This window comes from Amycolatopsis sp. BJA-103, assembly GCF_002849735.1.
GTDB lineage: Bacteria > Actinomycetota > Actinomycetes > Mycobacteriales > Pseudonocardiaceae > Amycolatopsis.
The window spans coordinates 1,289,804-1,307,960 of record NZ_CP017780.1 but is presented as its reverse complement, the minus strand read 5'-3'; the positions used below and the strand labels follow the sequence as shown (position 1 = coordinate 1,307,960).

The following is an 18,157-nucleotide window of genomic DNA, read 5'->3' as shown; positions in this document are numbered from 1 at the left end:
CGCCATGGTCAAGTTGGTCGTGAGTGGCGATTCGGGTTAGAACCCGAATCGCCACTCACGACCAACCCGGCCCACCACCCGACGCTCACTTCAGGAACGTTCGCCCCGGATCGTGCGCCGCAGCTTCGGAACCCGCTCGTGCAGAGTCCGCTCCGCACCCCGCTGCGTCGGCTCGTAGTAGTCCCGCCCGACCAGTTCGTCCGGCGGATACTGTTGCGCCAGAACACCTTCCGGCGCGTTGGGCGGATACCGGTACCCCTTCGCGTTGCCGAGCTTCTCCGCTCCCGCGTAGTGCCCGTCCCGCAGGTGCGGCGGCACCGTCCCGATCCGCCCGGACCGGACGTCGGACAGCGCCGCGTCGATCGAGGTGACGATGGCGTTCGACTTCGGCGCCGTCGCCAGGTGCACGGTCGCCTGCGCCAGCGCGAGCCGTCCTTCCGGCATCCCGATGAACTGCACCGCGTGCGCCGCCGCGACGGCGGACTGCAGTGCCGTCGGGTCGGCCATGCCGATGTCCTCGCTCGCGTGCACCACCAGGCGGCGGGCCAGGAACCGCGGGTCCTCCCCCGCTTCGATCATCCGCGCCAGGTAGTGCAGCGCGGCGTCCACGTCGGAGCCGCGGATCGACTTGATGAACGCGCTGATGACGTCGTAGTGCTGATCGCCGTCGCGGTCGTACCGCACCGCCGCTTTGTCCACTGTGGACTCGACGATGGCGAGGTCGATCGTCTTGGCCTCGGTCGCGCTCGCGGCGTCGGCGGCGGCTTCCAGCGCGGTCAGCGCGCGCCGGGCGTCGCCGGTGGCCAGCCGCACCAGATGCGCCCGCGCCTCGTCGGTCAGGGTGAGTTCGCCGCCGAGACCTCGTTCGTCGGTCAGCGCGCGGTCGATCAGGGCGACGATGTCGTCGTCGGTCAGCGGCCGCAGTTGCAGCACCAGCGACCGCGAGAGCAGCGGGGCGACGACGGAGAACGACGGGTTCTCCGTGGTGGCCGCCACCAGCAGGACCGTGCGATCCTCGACCGCACCGAGCAGAGCGTCCTGCTGCGTCTTGGAGAACCGGTGGACCTCGTCGATGAACAGGACGGTGTTCTCGGCGTTGTAGTTACGGCGTCGCCGGGCCTCTTCGATGACCCCGCGCACCTCCTTCACCCCGGCCGACAGCGCCGACATCGCCACGAACCGGCGTCCGGTCGCGGCCGAAACGAGGTTCGCCAGCGTGGTCTTGCCCGTTCCCGGCGGACCGTAGAGCAGCACGGACGCGGGCGCCGCGCCCTCGACGAGCCGCCGCAGTGGCGCGCCCTCACGCAGCAGGTGCTGCTGGCCGACGACCTCGCCGAGCGTCCGCGGCCGCATCCGCACGGCCAGCGGCGAGCCTGCCGGTACGGCGACCTCTCTCGGCTCGTCATCCTCCGGAGGAGGCCCGAGATCGGGGTTCACGGTGAAGAGTTCGTCCTGTGCCACGGTGTCGACGGTAGCCGTAGCCACCGACGGTTCCGGCCACAGGTCAGCGCAGCCGCTCCCGGAACGAGTGCCACATGATCACGGCCGCGTACGGCACGAACTCGCGGCCCCGCCGCCACACCCACGGCACCCCCTTCAGCACCAGCCAGCCGACATGCCCGGCGGTGCTCGGCTCCACGCCTCCCGAGCAGGTCAGGCTGACCGGACGCGGTACCGCGAACCCGGCTTCGGACAGCCGTTCGGTGAACCCGGTCGCCAGCATCCGGTGCCCGAGTTCCGACGGGTGCAGCCGGTCGACGCTCCACGCGGTGAGGTCGTAGGCGCCGGGCAGCAGTTCGAGGTCGAGGCACGGCACGCCTTCGCGCTCGACGACACCGGCGATGGCGGCGTTCAGTTCGGCCACCCGCTCGCTCAGCGCCCGCCGCAACGACTGCGGGAGGCGGAACACCTTGCCGTGGTCGTGGTAGCGCACCGGCACCACGGTGGTGCCGACGGCGGCCAGCGAGCGGATCACTTCGGTGAGGTCCGCGGCGATCCGCTCGGCGCTGAAATCGGGCCGCAGCGTGTCGTTCATCCCCGCCACCACCAGCGCGACGTCCGGCCGGTGCGCCACGGCCGCGGGAAGCTGCTTCGTCAGCACGCACCCCATGCGCGCTCCGGCGAACGACGGGTTCAGGTAGCCGTCCGGCTCGACGCCCAGCGCCTCGGCGACGAGCGGGCCGACCCCGCGCCAGCCGCCTCTGTCCGGCAGCGGGTCACCCAGGCCCACGGCGGTGGAATCGCCGAGTACGACCAGTCTGCGGGCGGACCGGGGTACGGCCGGGGCAGGAGGAAGGAGGGGTTCGGGACTCGGAGTGACTTCGACACTGATCACGGTCACGGTAGCCACCATCGGCCACGCAGACTCACCTGCGGTGATGCCTGGGTAACGCGGCGAGGACGGTCGAGCGAAAAGTCCGTGCGGCGGCTACCGGAACGCGGGGTAGAACGCCAGGTCCGCGTGCGGGCCCAGCCGGGCCCCGAGCGCCGCGGCGACCCGGGTGGCGTGTTCGGAGATGTCCGTCAGGCGGGCGCGCAGTGAATGCTTGGCCAGTTCCCGCCACCAGGTCACCAAGCCGGCCTCCCGGCTGATCGGCGTGGCGTGCCTGTCCAGGTCCAGTTCAGGGAGGATTTCCCAGGTGATGATCCACAGCAGGAGCAGCTGACCGTCCATCAGGTGCTCGGCCAGCGCGTCCTCGTCCGCGAGCGCGGGCCAGACGGAGACGACCTCCGACCGCCAGGCCGCGATCATCGCCTCGCTCATCCCCGGCGGCAGCGCCAGCGCGTCCGCGGTCGACGCGAACGGCAGCCGCAGGTACGCCGCGTCCATCAGGGTGCTGCGCACCCGGCCGCGTTCGAAGTCGAGGAATCGCACTCCGCCGCTGGTCACGAGGTTGTTGTCCGGGCTGAGGTCCACCGGGCTGAACGCGCGGTACGACGGCGCGCCCGCGCGCTGGGCGACCTCCATGACCCGCCGTTGCACCGGCTCCGGTGTCTCGACGTCGAGCAGTTCCTCCAGCAGCCCCGGCAGCTGGGCGCAGACCGCGGGCAGCGGCGCGTCCTCGTTCTTGACCGGACCACCCAGACGGCGCAGGAGCGCGTTGAAATCGGGCTCGCGGCTCGCGGTGCTCGCGTGCAGCCTGCCCAGCGACCGGGCCCAGGACAGCAGCGCGCGTTCGGCGCCGCGCGCGTCACGGGCGTGGAGCTTGTCGTGCAGCGTCGGGACGCCGCCGAGGTCCTCGATCACCAGGACGCGATACCGGCCGTCGTGCGCCAGCAGCTCCGGGCACATCCGGTCCTCCGGCGCGAGCGCGGTGAACAGCTGGTAGCTGACCGCCTCCTGCGCGAACGGATCGGCCCGTCCCGGTTCGGGTGGATCGGGGTAGTGCTTGATGACCAGGGTGCGCGGCAACGCGAACGGCGAGGACGCCACCCGCGCCCGGACGACCGTGGCCGGGCCACTGCCGGCGAGGTCTTCCGGGGCTACGAGAGTGATCGCGCTGCCGAAGCGGCGCGAAAGGACCGACTCGCCCGCAGCGACTGCCGCTGCGACGGCGAGGGTTTCGGCTCCAGCTCCGACGGTGGAATCATCGGCAGAGGAGGTATCGACTGTCATTACCACCGACCCTACTCGTGACTGAGCAACCATGACCACTGAGATCCGGGCAAACGCGCGCACTGACGCGATCTGGGACTCATCCGCGTGAAAGCGGACGTTCCGTTACCCTCGATCGTTGCCCTCGACGGCGCAACATCAGCACAATGGCCGCAGCTGCAACGATTCCGATGAGATTGACCAGCAGCTGACCGGCCGAATAGAGGCACCGGTCCCACTCACCGGCAACCGCCGCGACCACGGCGTAGCCCGCCGCCGGCACCGTGGTCACCGAGATGAAAACGCCGACCAGGGCGGCGGATTTGGCCGAAGTCATGGAAAGCATCCCCGCCGCGCCCGCGAGCAGCGCGACGATCAGCGACGCGATTCCCACCTGGTAAACGAAATCCGCCTCGTGGTTGTCCACGAGCTTGCCGACCTCGAGAACACCCGTGGTGTTGCCCAGCAGCACCACACCGAGGGTGATCACCATGGCGATGGGAAATCCGCCCAGCAGCGCGACGGTGCCCTGTTTCACCAGATCGCCCCGGCGCAGCACCAGCCCGACCGCGATCGCCGCCAGCGGGCCGAATTCCGGTCCGACGACCATCGCGCCGACGATGGTGACCGACGAGTTCGTGATCACGCCCACCGACGCCAGCACGCAAGCGATGGTCAGAAACGCCTGAAATGTCCAGGTAAGCCGGGATTCCTCACCCGTGCGGCCGACGAGTTCCTGCCACACCACCGCGTCCGCGGCTTCGCCCGGCGCGTCCTCTTCGGCCTTGTCCGCGGCGTCGGACACCGCGGTGTCCAGCGCCTCCAAGGTGATCCCGCCGGTGTGGTCGAGGTCGAGCCCGCACAGCGACTCGATGATCTCGTCGGCCGCCTCACGCGCGATGTCGGCCTCGACCAGGTCACCTTCGGGCGCGACCGCCACCCCGCGATGCACGACGAGGTGGGCGGTCCCGGCGTGTGCCCGCAGGATCCGGATCGCTTCTTCGGTCCGTTCCGGCGGGCACACGGCCCTGAGATGGAGCATCAGTTCTTGACGGGCGGCGCGGGCTTGGCGTCGATGCCCGCCTCCTTGCGCTGTTCCGGCGTGATCGGCGCCGGGGCCGAGGTCAGCGGGTCGAATCCGCCGCCGGTCTTCGGGAACGCGATCACGTCACGCAGCGAATCGGCCTTGGCCAGCAGCATGACGATCCGGTCCCAGCCGAACGCGATGCCGCCGTGCGGCGGCGGGCCGAACGCGAAGGCGTCGAGCAGGAAGCCGAACTTCTCCTGCGCCTCCTCCTCGCCGAGGCCCATCAGCTCGAAGACCTGCTTCTGCAGTTCCTGCTGGTGGATACGGATCGAGCCGCCGCCGATCTCGTTGCCGTTGCAGACGATGTCGTAGGCGTAGGCCAGCGCGCCGCCGGGGTCGTCGGCGAGTTTGCCGATCCACTCCGGGGTCGGCGAGGTGAAGGCGTGGTGCAGCGCCTTCCACTTGCCACCGCCGACGGCGACGTCGTCGGACTCGTCGGCCGAGATGAACATCGGGAAGTCGACGACCCACACGAACGACCAGGCGTTCTCGTCGATCAGGCCGAGACGGCTGCCGATCTCCAAGCGGGTCGCGCCGAGCAGCGAACGCGCGTCGGCGGGCTTGCCGGCGGCGAAGAAGACACAGTCGCCGGGCTTGGCGCCGACGGCTTCCGCGACGGTCTCCCGCTCCTTCTCCGACAGGTTCTTCGCGACCGGCCCGCCGAGCGTGCCGTCCTCGTTGACCAGGATGTAGGCGAGACCGCGGTGACCGCGCTGTTTGGCGAAGTCCTGCCAGGCGTCGAGGGTGCGGCGCGGCTGGTCGGCCCCGCCCGCCATCACGACGGCGCCGACGTAGGGCGCCTGGAACACGCGGAACGGCGTGTCGGCGAAGAACGCGGTCATGTCGGTGAGTTCGAGGTCGAAGCGCAGGTCCGGCTTGTCCGAGCCGTACTTCTCCATCGCCTCGGCGTAGGTGATGCGCTGGAACGGCCGGGGGATCTCGGCGCCGATCAGCTTCCACAGCGCCGTCACGATGTCCTCGCCGAGGGCGATGACGTCGTCCTGCTCGACGAAGCTCATCTCGATGTCGAGCTGGGTGAACTCCGGCTGCCGGTCGGCGCGGAAGTCCTCGTCCCGGTAGCAGCGCGCGATCTGGTAGTACCGCTCGAGCCCGCCGACCATGAGCAGCTGCTTGAACAGCTGCGGCGACTGCGGGAGCGCGTACCAGGAGCCGGGCTTGAGGCGGGCCGGGACCACGAAGTCACGGGCGCCCTCGGGGGTGGAACGGGTCATGGTCGGGGTCTCGACCTCGACGAACTCCTGGGCGTGCAGCACCTCGCGGGCGGCCCGGTTGACGTCGCTGCGCAGGCGCATCGCGGCCGCGGGGCCGCTGCGGCGCAGGTCGAGGTAGCGGTGCTTCAGGCGCGTCTCTTCGCCGACGTCGACCCGGTCGTCGATCGGGAACGGCAGCACGGCGGCCTCGGACAGCACCTCGAGCTCGGTGGCCAGCACCTCGATCTCGCCGGTGGGGATCTCGGCGTTGGCGTTGCCGTCCGGGCGGTTCGAGACCTCGCCGACGATGCGGAGGCAGTACTCCGACCGCAGCTGGTGCGCGCGCTCGGCCATCTCGCCCTCGCGGAAGACGACCTGGCTCACGCCGCTGGCGTCGCGCAGATCGATGAAGATGACGCCGCCGTGATCGCGCCGCCGAGCCACCCATCCGGTGAGGGTGACCGTCTGACCGGCGTGCTCGGCACGCAAGGTGCCGGCTTTGTGGGTGCGAAGCACTGCGGGTGCTCTCCTTCGGCATCACGATTCTGCGATTCGACGGCTTTTCGCCGACGTCAAAGGCTAACGAATCGCCACCGATGCCTCGCGACCAGGTGTTCTCAGATCGTCGGCCAGGCCTCCAGCGCCGCGACCATCCGCCGGGTGTGCGCCAGATAGTCGGGTACGGACAGGACCCGGCCGTCGATGTTCTCCAGCAGCCAGCCCGCCGCGGCCTCCTTCGAGGCGAAGAACTGGGTACAGACCAGCGCCTCGACGTACTCCTGGCCGAGGGTGAGGTCGACGCCCGGCAACCGCGACGCGGCGACGACGGCGTGCGGCGGGTCGACGCTCAGCACGTGCGCCCGGGTGAAGTGGACACGGACGCGCGCTCCGGTCGCCGGGCAGACCGAATCCGCGTGCACGGGTTCGCCGGTGGCGACGGCCAGCAGGAACAGGTCCACCCGGAACAGGTCGGAACCCGCCCGGCCTCCCGGGCCTGGCCGGGAGGCGCGGTCCATCACGACCAGGCCGTCACGGATGACGAAACCCATCAGGTCCATCAGCCGGTGGGCCTCGGCGGGGTCCATCCCGACGGTGGCGGCGAGTCTGCCGATGGCGATGGGGTGTCTGCCCGCTCTGGTCAGCTTGGTCGCGGCCCAGGCGATGCGGACAGCGGCGGTGCGGTCAGTCCGGGTGGTCAACAGGCACCTCCTCGCCTTCGTCCCTTCGAGATTAATCACGAAAAGGATTTCCGCCAAGTGACTAAGCCGAACGGCCGAATCCGTTGTGACGTAAGAAGATTCACATTACGTATCCGGTTCACAGCAGCTTGAGCTGTTCCGCGGCAGGCGCCACCTCCTCCCCCGCACGCTGCACGGGCATCGTCACTTGCATCCGGTCCCCGGCGTCCGCACGGGAACCGAAGCCGTGACGGCGCAGCAGCGGGCCGACGCGTGTCCCCAGCCGCTCTCGATAGGACTTCGGGAGATACGCGCCGCGCGAGTACAGCTCGCGATATTTCGGCACCAGCTCCGGGTGTTCGCGGCCGAGCCAGCGCGCGAACCACTCCCGCGCGCCCGGCCGCAAGTGCAACGGGAGGACGGTGACCCGCGTGGCGCCCGCCTCGGCCAGCCGCGCGAACAAGGCGTCGAGCGCCTCCACCGAGTCGGTCAGGTACGGCAGCACCGGGGCGACCAGCACCGAACACGGGAGCCCGGCGTCGGCCGCCTTGCGGATCAGGTCGAGCCTCGCCCGCGGGGTCGGCGTCCCGGGTTCGAGGCGGCGTTGCAGGTCCTCGTCCAGCAACGCGAGCGAGATCGCCAGCCCGGCGGGCACGTCCTTCGACACCGATTCCAGCAGCGGCAGATCCCTGGCCAGCACGGTCCCCTTGGTCAGGATGGACAGTGGCGTGCCCGAATCCGCCAGCGCGGTGATGATGCGCGGCATCAGCCCGTACCGGCCCTCGGCGCGCTGATAGGGATCGGTGTTCGTGCCCATCGCGACGTGCTCGCGCGTCCAGCTCGGCCGCCGCAGCTGCGCGGCCAGCACTTCGGGCGCGTTGACCTTGACGATCACCTGCGTGTCGAAGTCGCGTCCGGCGTCGAAATCCAGATAGGTGTGGGTGTTCCGCGCGAAGCAGTTGTGCGTGACCATGCCGTCGGCGATGAAGTCACCGGTGCCGGTGGTGATGTCGAACAGCGGCAGCTCGATGCCGAGCGCCTCGATGGACGACACCTTCCGCCTGGTGCGGCCGATGGCGAGACCGTCGAGGGACCGTTTCCAGCCGACGGCGGGGTCGGCGAGGTGGAAGAAGCGCATCTCTTCGGCCGGGCCGCCGATCAGCTGAACCGTCCACAACGGACGGAACTTGACGTTTTCGGTCTTCACGTAACGGAAACCGAAGTTGTCGAGCGCGGCGCAGAAGGTCGAGACGATGTCCTGTTCGTCGTGGGTGACGCGCAGCGCGCCATGCCGGTAGCTGCCCGCGAGGTCGAACAGCCCGGCCAGGAATCCGCGCTGCCAATGGGAATCCGGTGACGGCGGCACCTGCACGAAGCCGACCGACGCGCCGAAGTCGGGCAGGTACTTGAGCGCGCGGTCCGCGGCGGCCTGTTCGGCCGAGAATCCCCCGGACCGCAGCATTCCGCAGAGGAAACCGGCGCGGTAACCGATGGTGTCGTCCGGGGTCCTGGCCAGTTTCCCGACCCCGACGAGTTCGGTGCCGCCGACCAGATGCGGCCGCTGCGCCGCGCCGAAACGGGAACCCGTGACGTGCTTCCACCCGCGTCCGGTGAGGAACCGGTGGTCGCCACTGGCCACGATGGACGTTCCGTCGTCGAGGGTCAGGCGGTACGCCGGTTTGAGCGTCGACCAGTGCGCGAGGACGGTCGTGGGCACCAGGCGCCGCCCCGCGCCGCGCCCGCGCGTCCCGTAGATCTCGTCTCCGGGCGCGAGATCCGCGAGTGGCTTCGTCCGGCCGTCGGCCATCAGGACCGGCGTCCCGCCTTCGAGGCAGTACGTGCACGCGTGAGAGCAGCCGCGGTACGGGTTCACCGTCCAGCCGAACGGGACCCCCGAACCCTCGGGCACCTTGTTCAGCACGGATTTGGCGTGCACCTCGTGAAAGGTGACGCCGTCGAATTCGGGTGCCCGCACGGAGCGCAGCAGCCCGTCCAATCCGGGCAGGACCGGCTCGCCGCCGTCCGCCCGCTGTCGATCCCATCGCACCCGGCCAGTCGAACACATGTTCTAGACAGGTGTCAAACAGGTGTTCGAACGCGGGTGATCTTTGCCGCGTTTCGTCCTCTAGCTGCGGTACTTGCCGAGGGTCAGAGCTTCGTGATCTCTTCGGTGACGTACCCGGCGGGCTGGATGAGACCCGCGCACCGGCTTTCCCCGCGCGGCGTCGCCGACCGGCGGCGCACGGTCACGGAGTAGAAGTCCTCGCCGCCGCGCACGGTGACCACCCGCGCGTCGGATTCGAGCAGCGGCTCCTCCTGGACGGCGAGCACGTCGTCCAATCCGGACAGGTTCAGCTGACGCCGGATCGCGATCTCCGCGAACTGCGCCCACGCCGTCCTGGCGGACGTGCGGCCGCGGAGCTGTTCCGGTTCGACCTGCCCGCGCAACGCGGCCTTGGCGACCAGCGCCGCTTCGGCCGGGTTGAGCTGGCCGTGCAGGAAACCGTCGGGGACCACGAGGAGGTTGCCCGCCCAACGGTCGCCGCCGACGTGGCTGACCTCCCAGGACCGGCCGGGATGGTTGGCGTTGAGCGCCGAGGCCAGCGGACGGCCGAGGACCGCGCAGCACATGTCCTTGGTGCCGTGCGTGCAGACCAGGAACAGCGGCCCGTCCACTCGCGTGCCTAGCCCGCCGACGCCGTTCGCGACGGCTTCGAGGTCCAGTCCGGCCAGGTCGCTCGTATCGCGGATCTCCAGGCGCTCCAGCCAGCGGTTGCCCGGTTCGCCCCCGCCGACGTACACGACACGGGGGCGATCCGGGTCTCGCTGGTGCTTGCCGGGACGGCGGATCAGCAGCGGGCGGAGCCCGTGCGAACGTCTCAGGTTCTCGAGCAGCTCACGGCGCTCGGCGGGGAATGCCTCGTCGAGAAGGTTTTCCAGCGCGTCCGCGGGCCAGGGGCCCGGCTGCTCGATGAGCAGCCAGCAGCGCATGTCGGCCGCGGTGCCGGCGGGGCTCGCGCCCAGCATGCGCGCGACGGTGGCGCAGCCCGGCAACGCGGCGGGCGGCGCTTCGGTGTCCGAGAGCTGAGCGGTCATCGGCTGACCGCTCCGGACTTGACCTTAGGCATGCCTTAGCTTACCCCGTCCGGGCTACCTTCACACTTCTCGTCTCCTGTGACCTTCAGCCGATGGAGAGAAGCCCCTGCGTGGTGAGCTCGCCGAGGAAGGCCCGAACGGTCCCCCGATCGAGTTCGGACAGCTCGGCGAGTCGCTTGACCGCCTGCGGAGTCCCATCGAGCAACGCTCTCAGCAGCGGGGCCGCGGCGCCCGCGAAGACGAACCGCTTGCCGTCCGCGAGCAGGGTCACCCTTCCGTCGCCTTCTTCGAGCACCGCCCGCGGGACGAGGAACCGGACTTCGGTCTCGTCGCCGTCCGGCAGCAGGCCGGGGGTCGCCGCCCACGGCAGCCCGACACGCGGGTGCGCGGGGGCCGACGAGTCGCGCTCGGCGAGGAACCGGCCGACGACGTCGGTGGTCAGCGTGGCTTCCAGTTCGGCGCGCAGTGCGGCGGCACGGGCCACGCGCTCGTCCTCCGTCCCGAACCTCGGGAGGTCCTGACGGAACACGGTGCTCGCCCGCAGCTTGTCGGCGAGCCAGGAGACCAGGTCGATCCCGGTGGCCGGGCTGAACCCGAGCGTGAGGTGCAGCGACATCTCTCCCACCGCGGTGACGTCGTGCCAATGCCCGCGCGGGACATAGAGAACGTCGCCGTCTTCGAGGATGAAGTCGTCGATGGGCTCACCGGGCCGCTCGGGCTGGTCGACGTCGCGGTGCAGCGGAGCGGTCCTGGTCGGGCCGTGCATCCGCCAGCGTTTGCGGCCGGCGACCTGGATGATGAACGCGTCGTGGTCGTCCCAGTGCACGTCGAAGCCGTGGGTCACGCCCCAGCCCGCGTACAGGTTGACCTGGACGCTCTCGCGGAGATCGTGTTCGAGACCCCTGGCGAGGTCGCCGATCGGGTCGCTGAGTTCCTGGATGGCGTCGAGCACCATCGTCGCGCCGCCGCGGAGGTGCTCGGTGAACGGAGCGGCCTGCAGGCGGGGGACGGTGCCACTGCGGCGGGTGGGGACGAGATCGGTGTAGCTCTCCATGGGCACCGGAGTGCCATCGAGCGCCAGGCGCAGCCGCGGGAACTCCAGGCGATGCTGCCGGAGGATCGCGTTCAGCGCCGGCCACGGCAGCAGGTCGGCGAACCGGCCCGCGCGGCCTTCGAAACGGCGGTAGGTCTCGCCCTGGACGTCTTGGAAGAACTGGCTGACCCCGAGCGGAGCCACGAGGTCAGCCAGTGTCGGCGTTTCGGGCACTCAGCCGTCGTTGCCGTCGTTGTCGGCGGCCGCGCCGTTGGCCTTCCCGCGGTCGACCGCGGTCGGGATCTTTTCGACCTCCAACAGCAAACCGCTGTCGGGAGCCTGCGTAGCTGACTGTTCCTGTGCCATCCTGCCACCTTTTCTCAGACGAGCGGACGGACCGAAAATCGGCCTGGAGCGTCGCCAAGCCTACGACACGTTTCGAGAAAATTCACTGACCAGCAGGGAAAAACGACCTGCGGAGCGATCTTCGACACCGTGGCGCGAGTTCACCCGGACAGCGGTTCTAAGCTCCCATCCATGGCTGAACCGGCATCCGTCCCACGACCGCGATGGGACGTGCTCGCGGCCGTCGGCGCGGGTGGCGCGCTGGGCAGCCTGGCCCGCTACGGCCTGTCGGTCGCGCTCCCTCATTCGCGGGGCCAGTTCGCGTTTTCGACCTTCGCCACCAACGTTTCCGGCTGCCTGCTGATCGGGGTCCTGATGGCGCTGCTGACCGCCGCGGCCGATCCGCACCGGCTGCTGCGGCCGTTCCTCGGGGTCGGGATCCTGGGCGGTTACACCACGTTTTCGACCTACGCGACGGACTCACTCGATCTTGTGACGACCGGGCATCCGTTCACCGGGTTGGCGTACGCCTTCGGCACGGTGGCCGCCGCGCTGGTGGCGGTCTACGCCGGCCACGAAATCACCCGCACGGTGGCGAAATGACCGTTTTGCTCGTCGCGTTGGGCGGCGGTACCGGCGCGATCCTGCGTTTCCTGACCGATCTGCGGATGCGGGCCCGGCACGGCGCCGCCTTCCCGTGGGGCACGCTGGCGGTCAACATCGTGGGCTCGGCGATCCTCGGCGTCCTCACCGGCTGGGCGCTGTACGGCGGCCAGCCGGACGGGATCCGCTCACTGCTGGCCGTCGGGTTCTGCGGCGGGCTCACGACGTTCTCGACCTTCGGGTACGAGACGCTGCTCCTGTTCACCGAGAAGACGCGACCGCGCGCCGTGCTGAACGTCGGCGTCACGATGGCCGCCGGGATCGGCGCCGCGGCGGCGGGACTCCTGCTCGCCGCCGCCGTCTGGCACTGAGTCAGTCTTCGGGGACCATCCGCCACGCGGCCATCGCGATCGCCTCGCGCTGCTCGGCCGGGAGACCGGCCGCCATCTCCTCCAGCTTCTCGACGACGCCTTCGTGAGCGGCGTTCGCGAGCCGGAGCCCCTCTTCGGTCAGCGTGATCTTCAGCGCGCGGCGATCACAGGAATCCGCGACCCGCTCGACGAGAGCGCGCCGCTGAACCCGGTCCACCAGGCCGGTGACGCTGGACTTCTCCAGGTTCAGCAGGCGGCCGAGCTCGGTCATCCCGACGCCGGTCTCCCCCTGCGCCAGCACGCAGAGCAGCTGCGCTTGCTGGGGCGTGAGGTCATGAGACCGGCCGACGTCGATGAAAGCCCGCTGCACGAGATGCGAGAGCCGCACCAGCGCCGTCGCGAATCCGAGGTCTTCGGCCGTGGTCATGCTCCCGAGTCTACTTGACGATCGTTCGGAGTACGAACTACTGTAGTTCGCAGTACCAACATTACGTACTACGAACTAGGGGGTCTCATGACCACGACCGTGGCCGTCATCGGCGGGGGATACGGCGGCATCACCGTCGCCAAGGAACTGGACGCGTTCACCGACGTCCTCCTCGTCGAGCCGCGCGAGGATTTCGTCCACCACGTCGCCGCGCTGCGCGGGCTCGTCGATCCCGAGTGGACGGATCGGCTCTTCTACCCGTACGCCCGGCTTCTCGAGCGAGGGCGGGTGCTCCGCGACCGCGCGGTGACCGTGGACCAGAACGGCGTCACCCTCGCGTCGGGCGAGCGGCTCACGCCGGACTACGTCGTGCTGGCCACCGGTTCGGCGTACCCGTTCCCGGCGAAGATCGACTTCCGGGACAGCGCCGCGGCGAAGGCGAAGATCCGTGCCACACGGGAAGAACTCGCGGGCGCGGAGAAGGTGCTGCTGCTCGGCGCGGGCCCGGTGGGGCTCGAACTGGCGGGTGAGATCAAGGCGGCGTGGCCGGAGAAGGCCGTGACGATCGTCGACCCGGCGTCGGGGATCCTGCCCGGCTTCCCGGACGAGTTCCGCGCGGAGATCCGCCGTCAGCTCGACGAACTGGGTGTCGAACTCCTGCTCGGCACTTCGCTGGCCGAGCCGCCGGTCTCGGAACCGGGGCAGGCGAAGACGTTCACCGCCGCGCTGACCGGCGGCGGCGAGGTGACGGCCGACCTGTGGTTCCAGTGCTACGGGGGCGCGCCGCACACGGCGTACCTCGACGGCGAACTGGCCACCGCGCGGCAGGCGAACGGTCGCGTGGACGTGACCGCCGACCTGCGGCTTCCCGGGCAACCGCGGGTGTTCGCGCTCGGCGACATCACCGCGCTGCCGGAGGGGAAGCTGGCGAAAGTGGCCGGTGACCACGCCGAGGTCGTCGTGGCCAACATCCGGGCGCTGATCGAGGGCGGCGAGCTGCGGACCCACACGCCGGGCGGGCCGATGATCTCGTTGCCGCTCGGGCCTTCCGGGGGCGCGACCTACGCCGAGGAGGTCGGGGTGCTGGACGCGGCGACGACCTCGGAGATCAAGGGGTCGCACATGATGGCTTCGCGGTACGAAGAGCTGTTCAACGTCGCCTGAGTGCCCTGCGCGCGTGCTATGAAAGGCCCGTTACTTGCAAATTTTGCAAGTAACGGGCCTTTCATAGCAACCGGTGACCCAGTCAGGACCGCGGCGCGAGACCCCGAACGTGCGCGAAAGGATCCTCACCCGTCGGTAGCAAGGCGATGATCGGCGTCGTCAGCCCGTTGTCCACATAGGACTGCACCTGCTCACGGCAGGAATCGAGGCTGCCGTGGACGATCAGGTCGTCGACGACCTCGTCCGGGATGACCTGGTTCGCCTTCTGCCGGTCACCGGCGGCCCAAGCCTCGTGCATCGGCGCCAAAGCCTCGCCGCGGCCGAGCCATTCGTGGAACGCCGCGTACACCGGCACGGTCAGGTAGCTCGAGATGAGCATCCGGCCGAGTCCGCGCGCGGCGGCCTTGTCCTCGGTGGGGCAAACGAAGATCCGCGCGGCGAGTTCGGTGTCCGGGCCGATTTCGGCCCGCACCTTCGGCACGTCGGAGGGAGCGAGCCAGTTGGTGATGGCACCGTCGGCTTCTTTCGCCGCCAGCCGCAGCATCCCCGGCCGCAGCGCGGCGAGCATGATCGACGGCGGCGGGTCGGTGGGCCGCTCCAGCCGGAACTTGCTGACGGAGAAGGACTCGTACTCTTCGGTGACCTTCTCCCCCGCCAGTGCCGACCGCAGAAATCGCAGGGTGTCACGGGAGCGCGCGAACGGGGCCTCGAACTCGGCGGCGTTCCAGTTCTTCACGATCACCGGGGACGACGCCCCGATGCCGAGTACGAACCGGCCGGGCGCCAGTTCCGCGACGGTCGCCGCGCTCATCGCCAGCAGGCCGGGGCCGCGGGTGTACACCGGCACGATCGCGGTGCCCAGCCGCAGCTGCGGCGCCCACTGCGAGGCGAGCACCAGCGGGGTGAAGGCGTCGTTGCCCGCCGTCTCGGCCGACCACGCGTCGGTGTAGCCGAGGTCGGGCAGCTGCTCGACCATCTCCTTGTGCGCCGCGAGCGGCACCCCGGTCAGCGGAATCGTGATGCCCCACCGTTTCATGCGTTCTCCTCGCTCTTCACCGCGTCACCGGACAGCTCACGCACGATCCAGTCGATCTGCGTGCGCATCAGGTTCTCCGCGACCTCTTCGGCTTGCGGCGTCATATGCGTCGCGCCGGCCAGCGGCAGGAACACGTGCGCGCGTCCCTTGGCCAGCAGTGCCGACGACAGGCGCAACGAGTGGGCGACGAAAACGTTGTCGTCGGCCAGGCCGTGCACGATCAACAGCGACCGCGAAAGGTCACCGGCGTCGGCGATCAGCGAGTTGTGCTCGTACGACGCCGTTTCCTCCTGCGGAAGCCCGAGGTAGCGCTCGGTGTAGTGCGTGTCGTACAACGACCAGTCGGTCACCGGGGCGCCCGCGATACCGGCGTGGAAGACGTCGGGGCGGCGCAGCACGGCCAGCGCGGACAGGTAGCCGCCGTAGGACCAGCCGCGGATCGCGACCCGCTCCAGATCCAGTTCCGGATGGAGCGCGGCCGCCGCGTGCAGGGCGTCGACCTGGTCGGCGAGGGTGACGTCGGCGAGCTTGCCCGCGATCTCCTTCTCCCAGGCGGAACCCCGGCCGGGCGTGCCGCGGCCGTCGGCGACCAGCACCGCGAAACCCTGGTCCGCCAGCCACTGCGGGGTCAGGAAGGCGTTGCGGGTCTGCAGGACACGCTGGGCGTGCGGGCCGCCGTACGGGTCGAGCAGCACCGGCAGCTTGCCTTCGCTCTCCTCGTAGCCGGTCGGCAGGACCAGCGCGGCGCGCAGGCCCCGCTCCCCCAGCGTCAGCCAGGTCAGGTTCGGCACGACGTCGGGATCGACGGTGTGGGAACCGATGCGCGCCACGGTCTTCTCACCGGACACGACGGTCACCACCGGGCCGCTGCGGTCCAGGCTCCACGACGAGAGCACGGTCAGCGAAGCGTTGCCGGAGCCGACGTGCACACCGTCCTCAGTGGACAGACGGCGGAGTTCGCCGTCTTCGGTCCGGAAGACGTGGATCTGCGTCGGATCGGCTTCCGACGCGCTGAACAGCACCTCGTCGCCGACGTGCAGGATCGAGCGCACCTGCAGCCCAGGCGGGGTGACCGCGACCCCGTCGACGATCAGCCGGTGGTCGCCGTCGGCGGCGCTCTCGCGCACCAGCCTGCCGTCGGTCGTCCACGCCGGGACACCCGCGGCGATCTCGACCCAGCACTCGTCGGTCTCGGTGTGCAGGACCTCGACGGCGCCGGTCGCCGGGTCGACCGCCTGGATCTCCAGGGTGCGCTGGTCACGCGACTGCACGGACAGCAGCGGCTTGCCCGTGGCCGACCAGTGCACCGCGGCCAGGTACTCCCAGTCGGTCTTCGCGACGTCGACGCGCGCGCCGTCGAGGCCGATGATCGCCAGCGTCACGTCGACGTTCTTCGACCCCGCCGCCGGGTACGCGACCACGGTGGCCGGCGACTGCGGATTGGCCGGGTCGGCGATCGTCCAGCGCGGCACGGCGGCGCGGTCGGACCGCTCGGCCAGCAGGCTCTTCCCGTCCGGGGACCACCAGTAGCCCCGGGTCCGGTCCATCTCCTCGGCCGCGATGAACTCCGCGAGCCCCCAGGTGATGTCCTCGCCGTCTTCCCCGGCGAGCACGCGGTCCTCACCGGTGGCGCGGTCGATCACCCGCAGCCGCCGGTCGCGGACGTAGGCGACGTGGGTGCCGTCCGGGCTGGGCCTCGGGTCGACGACCGAGCCGTCGACCAGCACGGACACCGCGCCGGTGGCCAGGTCGAGGGTGTGGAGCTTGCCCGAGAGCGAGAACGCGGCGACGGTGAAGGCGTCGTCGACCGCGTAGCCGACCACGCCACCACCGGTCTCGCGGCTGCGCTCGCGGCGAGCACGCTCCTCGGGCGGCAAGTCCTCTTCACCCGGCAGCAGCTCGGCGGCGTCGACCAGCTTCGTCTCCTCGCCCGACACGACGTCGAACGACCACAGGCTGTGCCGCGGGTCGGTGCCGGACTCGGCACGCAGGAACAGGACGCGGGAGCCGTCCGGAGCGACCTTGAACTCTTTCGGCGCGCCGAGGGTGAAGCGCTGAGTGCGGGCCTGACGGCGGAGGAACGGAAGATCTTCGAGGCTGGTCACGTCCGCACTCTCTCAGACCATCACTCGGGGACGCCAACGCCTTCCAGCTTCTTCAGTTCCGTCTCGGGGTCGAAGTCGGCCTGGGGGAACTTCGGGTCCATCTCCTCGATCGTCTCGATCAGCAGCCGCGCGACCAGGAAGTTGCGGTACCACTTGTGATCGGCGGGAACGGCGTACCAGGGCGCGGTCGCCGTCGAGGTCTTCGCGAAGATGTCGGCGTAGGCCTTCTGATAGTCGTTCCACTGGGCGCGCGCGTCGAGGTCGGCGGGGTTGTACTTCCACCACTTCGCCGGGGTCTCCAGCCTCGCCTTGAGCCGCTTCAGCTGCTCCTCCGGCGAGATGTCGAGGAACACCTTCACGACGGTGGTGCCCGCGTCGGCCAGCTCCTGTTCGAACTCGTTGATCTCGGCGTAGCGCTTGCGCCATTCCGCGGCGGGCACCAGTTTCTGCACGCGCGGGACCAGGATGTCCTCGTAGTGGGACCGGTCGAAGACGCCGACCTGCCCGGGTACGGGGAGCTGTTTGCGGATCCGCCACAGATAGTGGTGGCGTGCTTCGGCCGCGGTCGGCTTCTTGAACCCCGCGTACCGCACGCCCATCGGGTTGACCAGGCCGAGGACGTGCCCGACCGTCCCGCCCTTGCCGGAGGTGTCCATCCCCTGCAGGACCAGCAGGACACTGCGCTCGCCGCCGCCGACGCCCTCCGCGTAAAGGGCCTCCTGCAGCTTCGCGAGCTTGCCGCCGGAGTCGGCGAGGTCCTTGAGCGCCTTCGGCTTCTTGTGCGGCCCGATCGGGAACGAGCCCGGATCGTGCCGCTCGGTCCCCTTGCCGATCCTCAGCGCGTCCCGCACGGAGACCTGGTCCTTTTTCGCCATCCGGCGACGATAACCGCGGTCCGCGCCACGC

The 18,157-nt window shown here is 69.9% G+C and carries 17 protein-coding genes; 3 read left to right on the top strand and 14 right to left on the bottom strand.

Going from position 1 to position 18,157, the window contains the following annotated elements:
* Positions 1 to 90: 90 nt before the first annotated feature.
* From BKN51_RS06130 to BKN51_RS44645, 10 genes are all read right to left on the bottom strand, one after another.
* A complete protein-coding gene (locus BKN51_RS06130) occupies positions 91 to 1,461 on the bottom strand; it encodes a replication-associated recombination protein A (RefSeq protein ID WP_101606689.1) in 1,371 nt (456 codons plus the stop codon).
* A gap of 43 nt (positions 1,462 to 1,504) precedes the next feature.
* On the bottom strand, positions 1,505 to 2,353 hold the full coding sequence (locus BKN51_RS06125; protein WP_101606688.1) for an SGNH/GDSL hydrolase family protein: 849 nt from the start codon (positions 2,351 to 2,353) through the stop codon (positions 1,505 to 1,507).
* Positions 2,354 to 2,428: 75 nt separating this feature from the next.
* Positions 2,429 to 3,616, bottom strand: coding sequence for a phosphotransferase (locus BKN51_RS06120; RefSeq protein WP_101606687.1), 1,188 nt, complete (start codon positions 3,614 to 3,616; stop codon positions 2,429 to 2,431).
* 79 nt (positions 3,617 to 3,695) lie between these two features.
* Positions 3,696 to 4,637 (bottom strand): DUF389 domain-containing protein, encoded by a 942-nt coding sequence (locus tag BKN51_RS06115; RefSeq protein ID WP_101606686.1) that lies wholly within the window; start codon positions 4,635 to 4,637, stop codon positions 3,696 to 3,698.
* Positions 4,637 to 6,409, bottom strand: a complete 1,773-nt coding sequence (gene aspS / locus BKN51_RS06110; protein ID WP_101606685.1) for an aspartate--tRNA ligase — start codon at positions 6,407 to 6,409, stop codon at positions 4,637 to 4,639. The genes BKN51_RS06115 and aspS overlap by 1 nt, the downstream gene beginning before the upstream one ends.
* 101 nt (positions 6,410 to 6,510) lie before the next feature.
* A complete protein-coding gene (merB, locus tag BKN51_RS06105; protein ID WP_101606684.1) occupies positions 6,511 to 7,092 on the bottom strand; it encodes an organomercurial lyase in 582 nt (193 codons plus the stop codon).
* Positions 7,093 to 7,210: 118 nt separating this feature from the next.
* Positions 7,211 to 9,118, bottom strand: coding sequence for an intein-containing Rv2578c family radical SAM protein (locus BKN51_RS06100; RefSeq protein WP_199193126.1), 1,908 nt, complete (start codon positions 9,116 to 9,118; stop codon positions 7,211 to 7,213).
* 101 nt (positions 9,119 to 9,219) lie between these two features.
* Positions 9,220 to 10,167, bottom strand: coding sequence for a sucrase ferredoxin (locus BKN51_RS06095; RefSeq protein WP_101606683.1), 948 nt, complete (start codon positions 10,165 to 10,167; stop codon positions 9,220 to 9,222).
* A gap of 85 nt (positions 10,168 to 10,252) precedes the next feature.
* A complete protein-coding gene (locus BKN51_RS06090; protein WP_101606682.1) occupies positions 10,253 to 11,434 on the bottom strand; it encodes a cupin domain-containing protein in 1,182 nt (393 codons plus the stop codon).
* On the bottom strand, positions 11,435 to 11,566 hold the full coding sequence (locus tag BKN51_RS44645; RefSeq protein WP_255414917.1) for a hypothetical protein: 132 nt from the start codon (positions 11,564 to 11,566) through the stop codon (positions 11,435 to 11,437).
* A gap of 171 nt (positions 11,567 to 11,737) precedes the next feature.
* Here BKN51_RS44645 and crcB (BKN51_RS06085) point away from each other — a divergent pair, with 171 nt between their 5' ends.
* Positions 11,738 to 12,148: a fluoride efflux transporter CrcB gene (crcB, locus tag BKN51_RS06085; protein ID WP_101606681.1), complete on the top strand. Its 411-nt coding sequence runs from the start codon at positions 11,738 to 11,740 to the stop codon at positions 12,146 to 12,148.
* On the top strand, positions 12,145 to 12,519 hold the full coding sequence (crcB, locus tag BKN51_RS06080) for a fluoride efflux transporter CrcB (RefSeq protein ID WP_101606680.1): 375 nt from the start codon (positions 12,145 to 12,147) through the stop codon (positions 12,517 to 12,519). Before crcB (BKN51_RS06085) ends, crcB (BKN51_RS06080) begins: the two co-directional genes overlap by 4 nt.
* Position 12,520: 1 nt before the next feature.
* On the opposite strand, the gene BKN51_RS06075 is transcribed toward crcB (BKN51_RS06080), so the two are convergent.
* On the bottom strand, positions 12,521 to 12,946 hold the full coding sequence (locus BKN51_RS06075) for a MarR family winged helix-turn-helix transcriptional regulator (RefSeq protein WP_101606679.1): 426 nt from the start codon (positions 12,944 to 12,946) through the stop codon (positions 12,521 to 12,523).
* Between the two features lie 87 nt (positions 12,947 to 13,033).
* On the opposite strand from BKN51_RS06075, the gene BKN51_RS06070 reads away from it, so the two are divergent.
* Positions 13,034 to 14,110 carry an NAD(P)/FAD-dependent oxidoreductase gene (locus BKN51_RS06070; protein WP_101606678.1) on the top strand — a complete coding sequence of 359 codons (1,077 nt, stop codon included), beginning with the start codon at positions 13,034 to 13,036 and terminating at the stop codon, positions 14,108 to 14,110.
* 82 nt (positions 14,111 to 14,192) lie between these two features.
* Here BKN51_RS06070 and BKN51_RS06065 read toward each other — a convergent pair whose 3' ends face one another.
* The 3 genes from BKN51_RS06065 to BKN51_RS06055 are packed head-to-tail and all read right to left on the bottom strand — an operon-like array spanning position 14,193 to position 18,126.
* Entirely contained in the window at positions 14,193 to 15,146 is a 954-nt protein-coding gene (locus BKN51_RS06065) for an LLM class F420-dependent oxidoreductase (protein WP_101606677.1), read from the bottom strand.
* Positions 15,143 to 17,251: a S9 family peptidase gene (locus BKN51_RS06060; RefSeq protein WP_101606676.1), complete on the bottom strand. Its 2,109-nt coding sequence runs from the start codon at positions 17,249 to 17,251 to the stop codon at positions 15,143 to 15,145. Before BKN51_RS06060 ends, BKN51_RS06065 begins: the two co-directional genes overlap by 4 nt.
* Before the next feature lie 20 nt (positions 17,252 to 17,271).
* Positions 17,272 to 18,126: a PPK2 family polyphosphate kinase gene (locus BKN51_RS06055; protein WP_101606675.1), complete on the bottom strand. Its 855-nt coding sequence runs from the start codon at positions 18,124 to 18,126 to the stop codon at positions 17,272 to 17,274.
* Between the last annotated feature and the right edge of the window lie 31 nt (positions 18,127 to 18,157).

Bases quoted from the DNA above. Each gene is read 5' to 3' on its own strand.
- BKN51_RS06125 (WP_101606688.1), bottom strand. From the start codon at position 2,353: ATGGTGGCTACCGTGACCGTGATCAGTGTCGAAGTCACTCCGAGTCCC.
- BKN51_RS06120 (WP_101606687.1), bottom strand. From the start codon at position 3,616: ATGACAGTCGATACCTCCTCTGCCGATGATTCCACCGTCGGAGCTGGA.
- BKN51_RS06115 (WP_101606686.1), bottom strand. From the start codon at position 4,637: ATGCTCCATCTCAGGGCCGTGTGCCCGCCGGAACGGACCGAAGAAGCG.
- BKN51_RS06095 (WP_101606683.1), bottom strand. From the start codon at position 10,167: ATGACCGCTCAGCTCTCGGACACCGAAGCGCCGCCCGCCGCGTTGCCG.
- BKN51_RS44645 (WP_255414917.1), bottom strand. From the start codon at position 11,566: ATGGCACAGGAACAGTCAGCTACGCAGGCTCCCGACAGCGGTTTGCTG.
- crcB (WP_101606681.1), top strand. From the start codon at position 11,738: ATGGCTGAACCGGCATCCGTCCCACGACCGCGATGGGACGTGCTCGCG.
- crcB (WP_101606680.1), top strand. From the start codon at position 12,145: ATGACCGTTTTGCTCGTCGCGTTGGGCGGCGGTACCGGCGCGATCCTG.
- BKN51_RS06075 (WP_101606679.1), bottom strand. From the start codon at position 12,946: ATGACCACGGCCGAAGACCTCGGATTCGCGACGGCGCTGGTGCGGCTC.
- BKN51_RS06070 (WP_101606678.1), top strand. From the start codon at position 13,034: ATGACCACGACCGTGGCCGTCATCGGCGGGGGATACGGCGGCATCACC.
- BKN51_RS06065 (WP_101606677.1), bottom strand. From the start codon at position 15,146: ATGAAACGGTGGGGCATCACGATTCCGCTGACCGGGGTGCCGCTCGCG.
- BKN51_RS06055 (WP_101606675.1), bottom strand. From the start codon at position 18,126: ATGGCGAAAAAGGACCAGGTCTCCGTGCGGGACGCGCTGAGGATCGGC.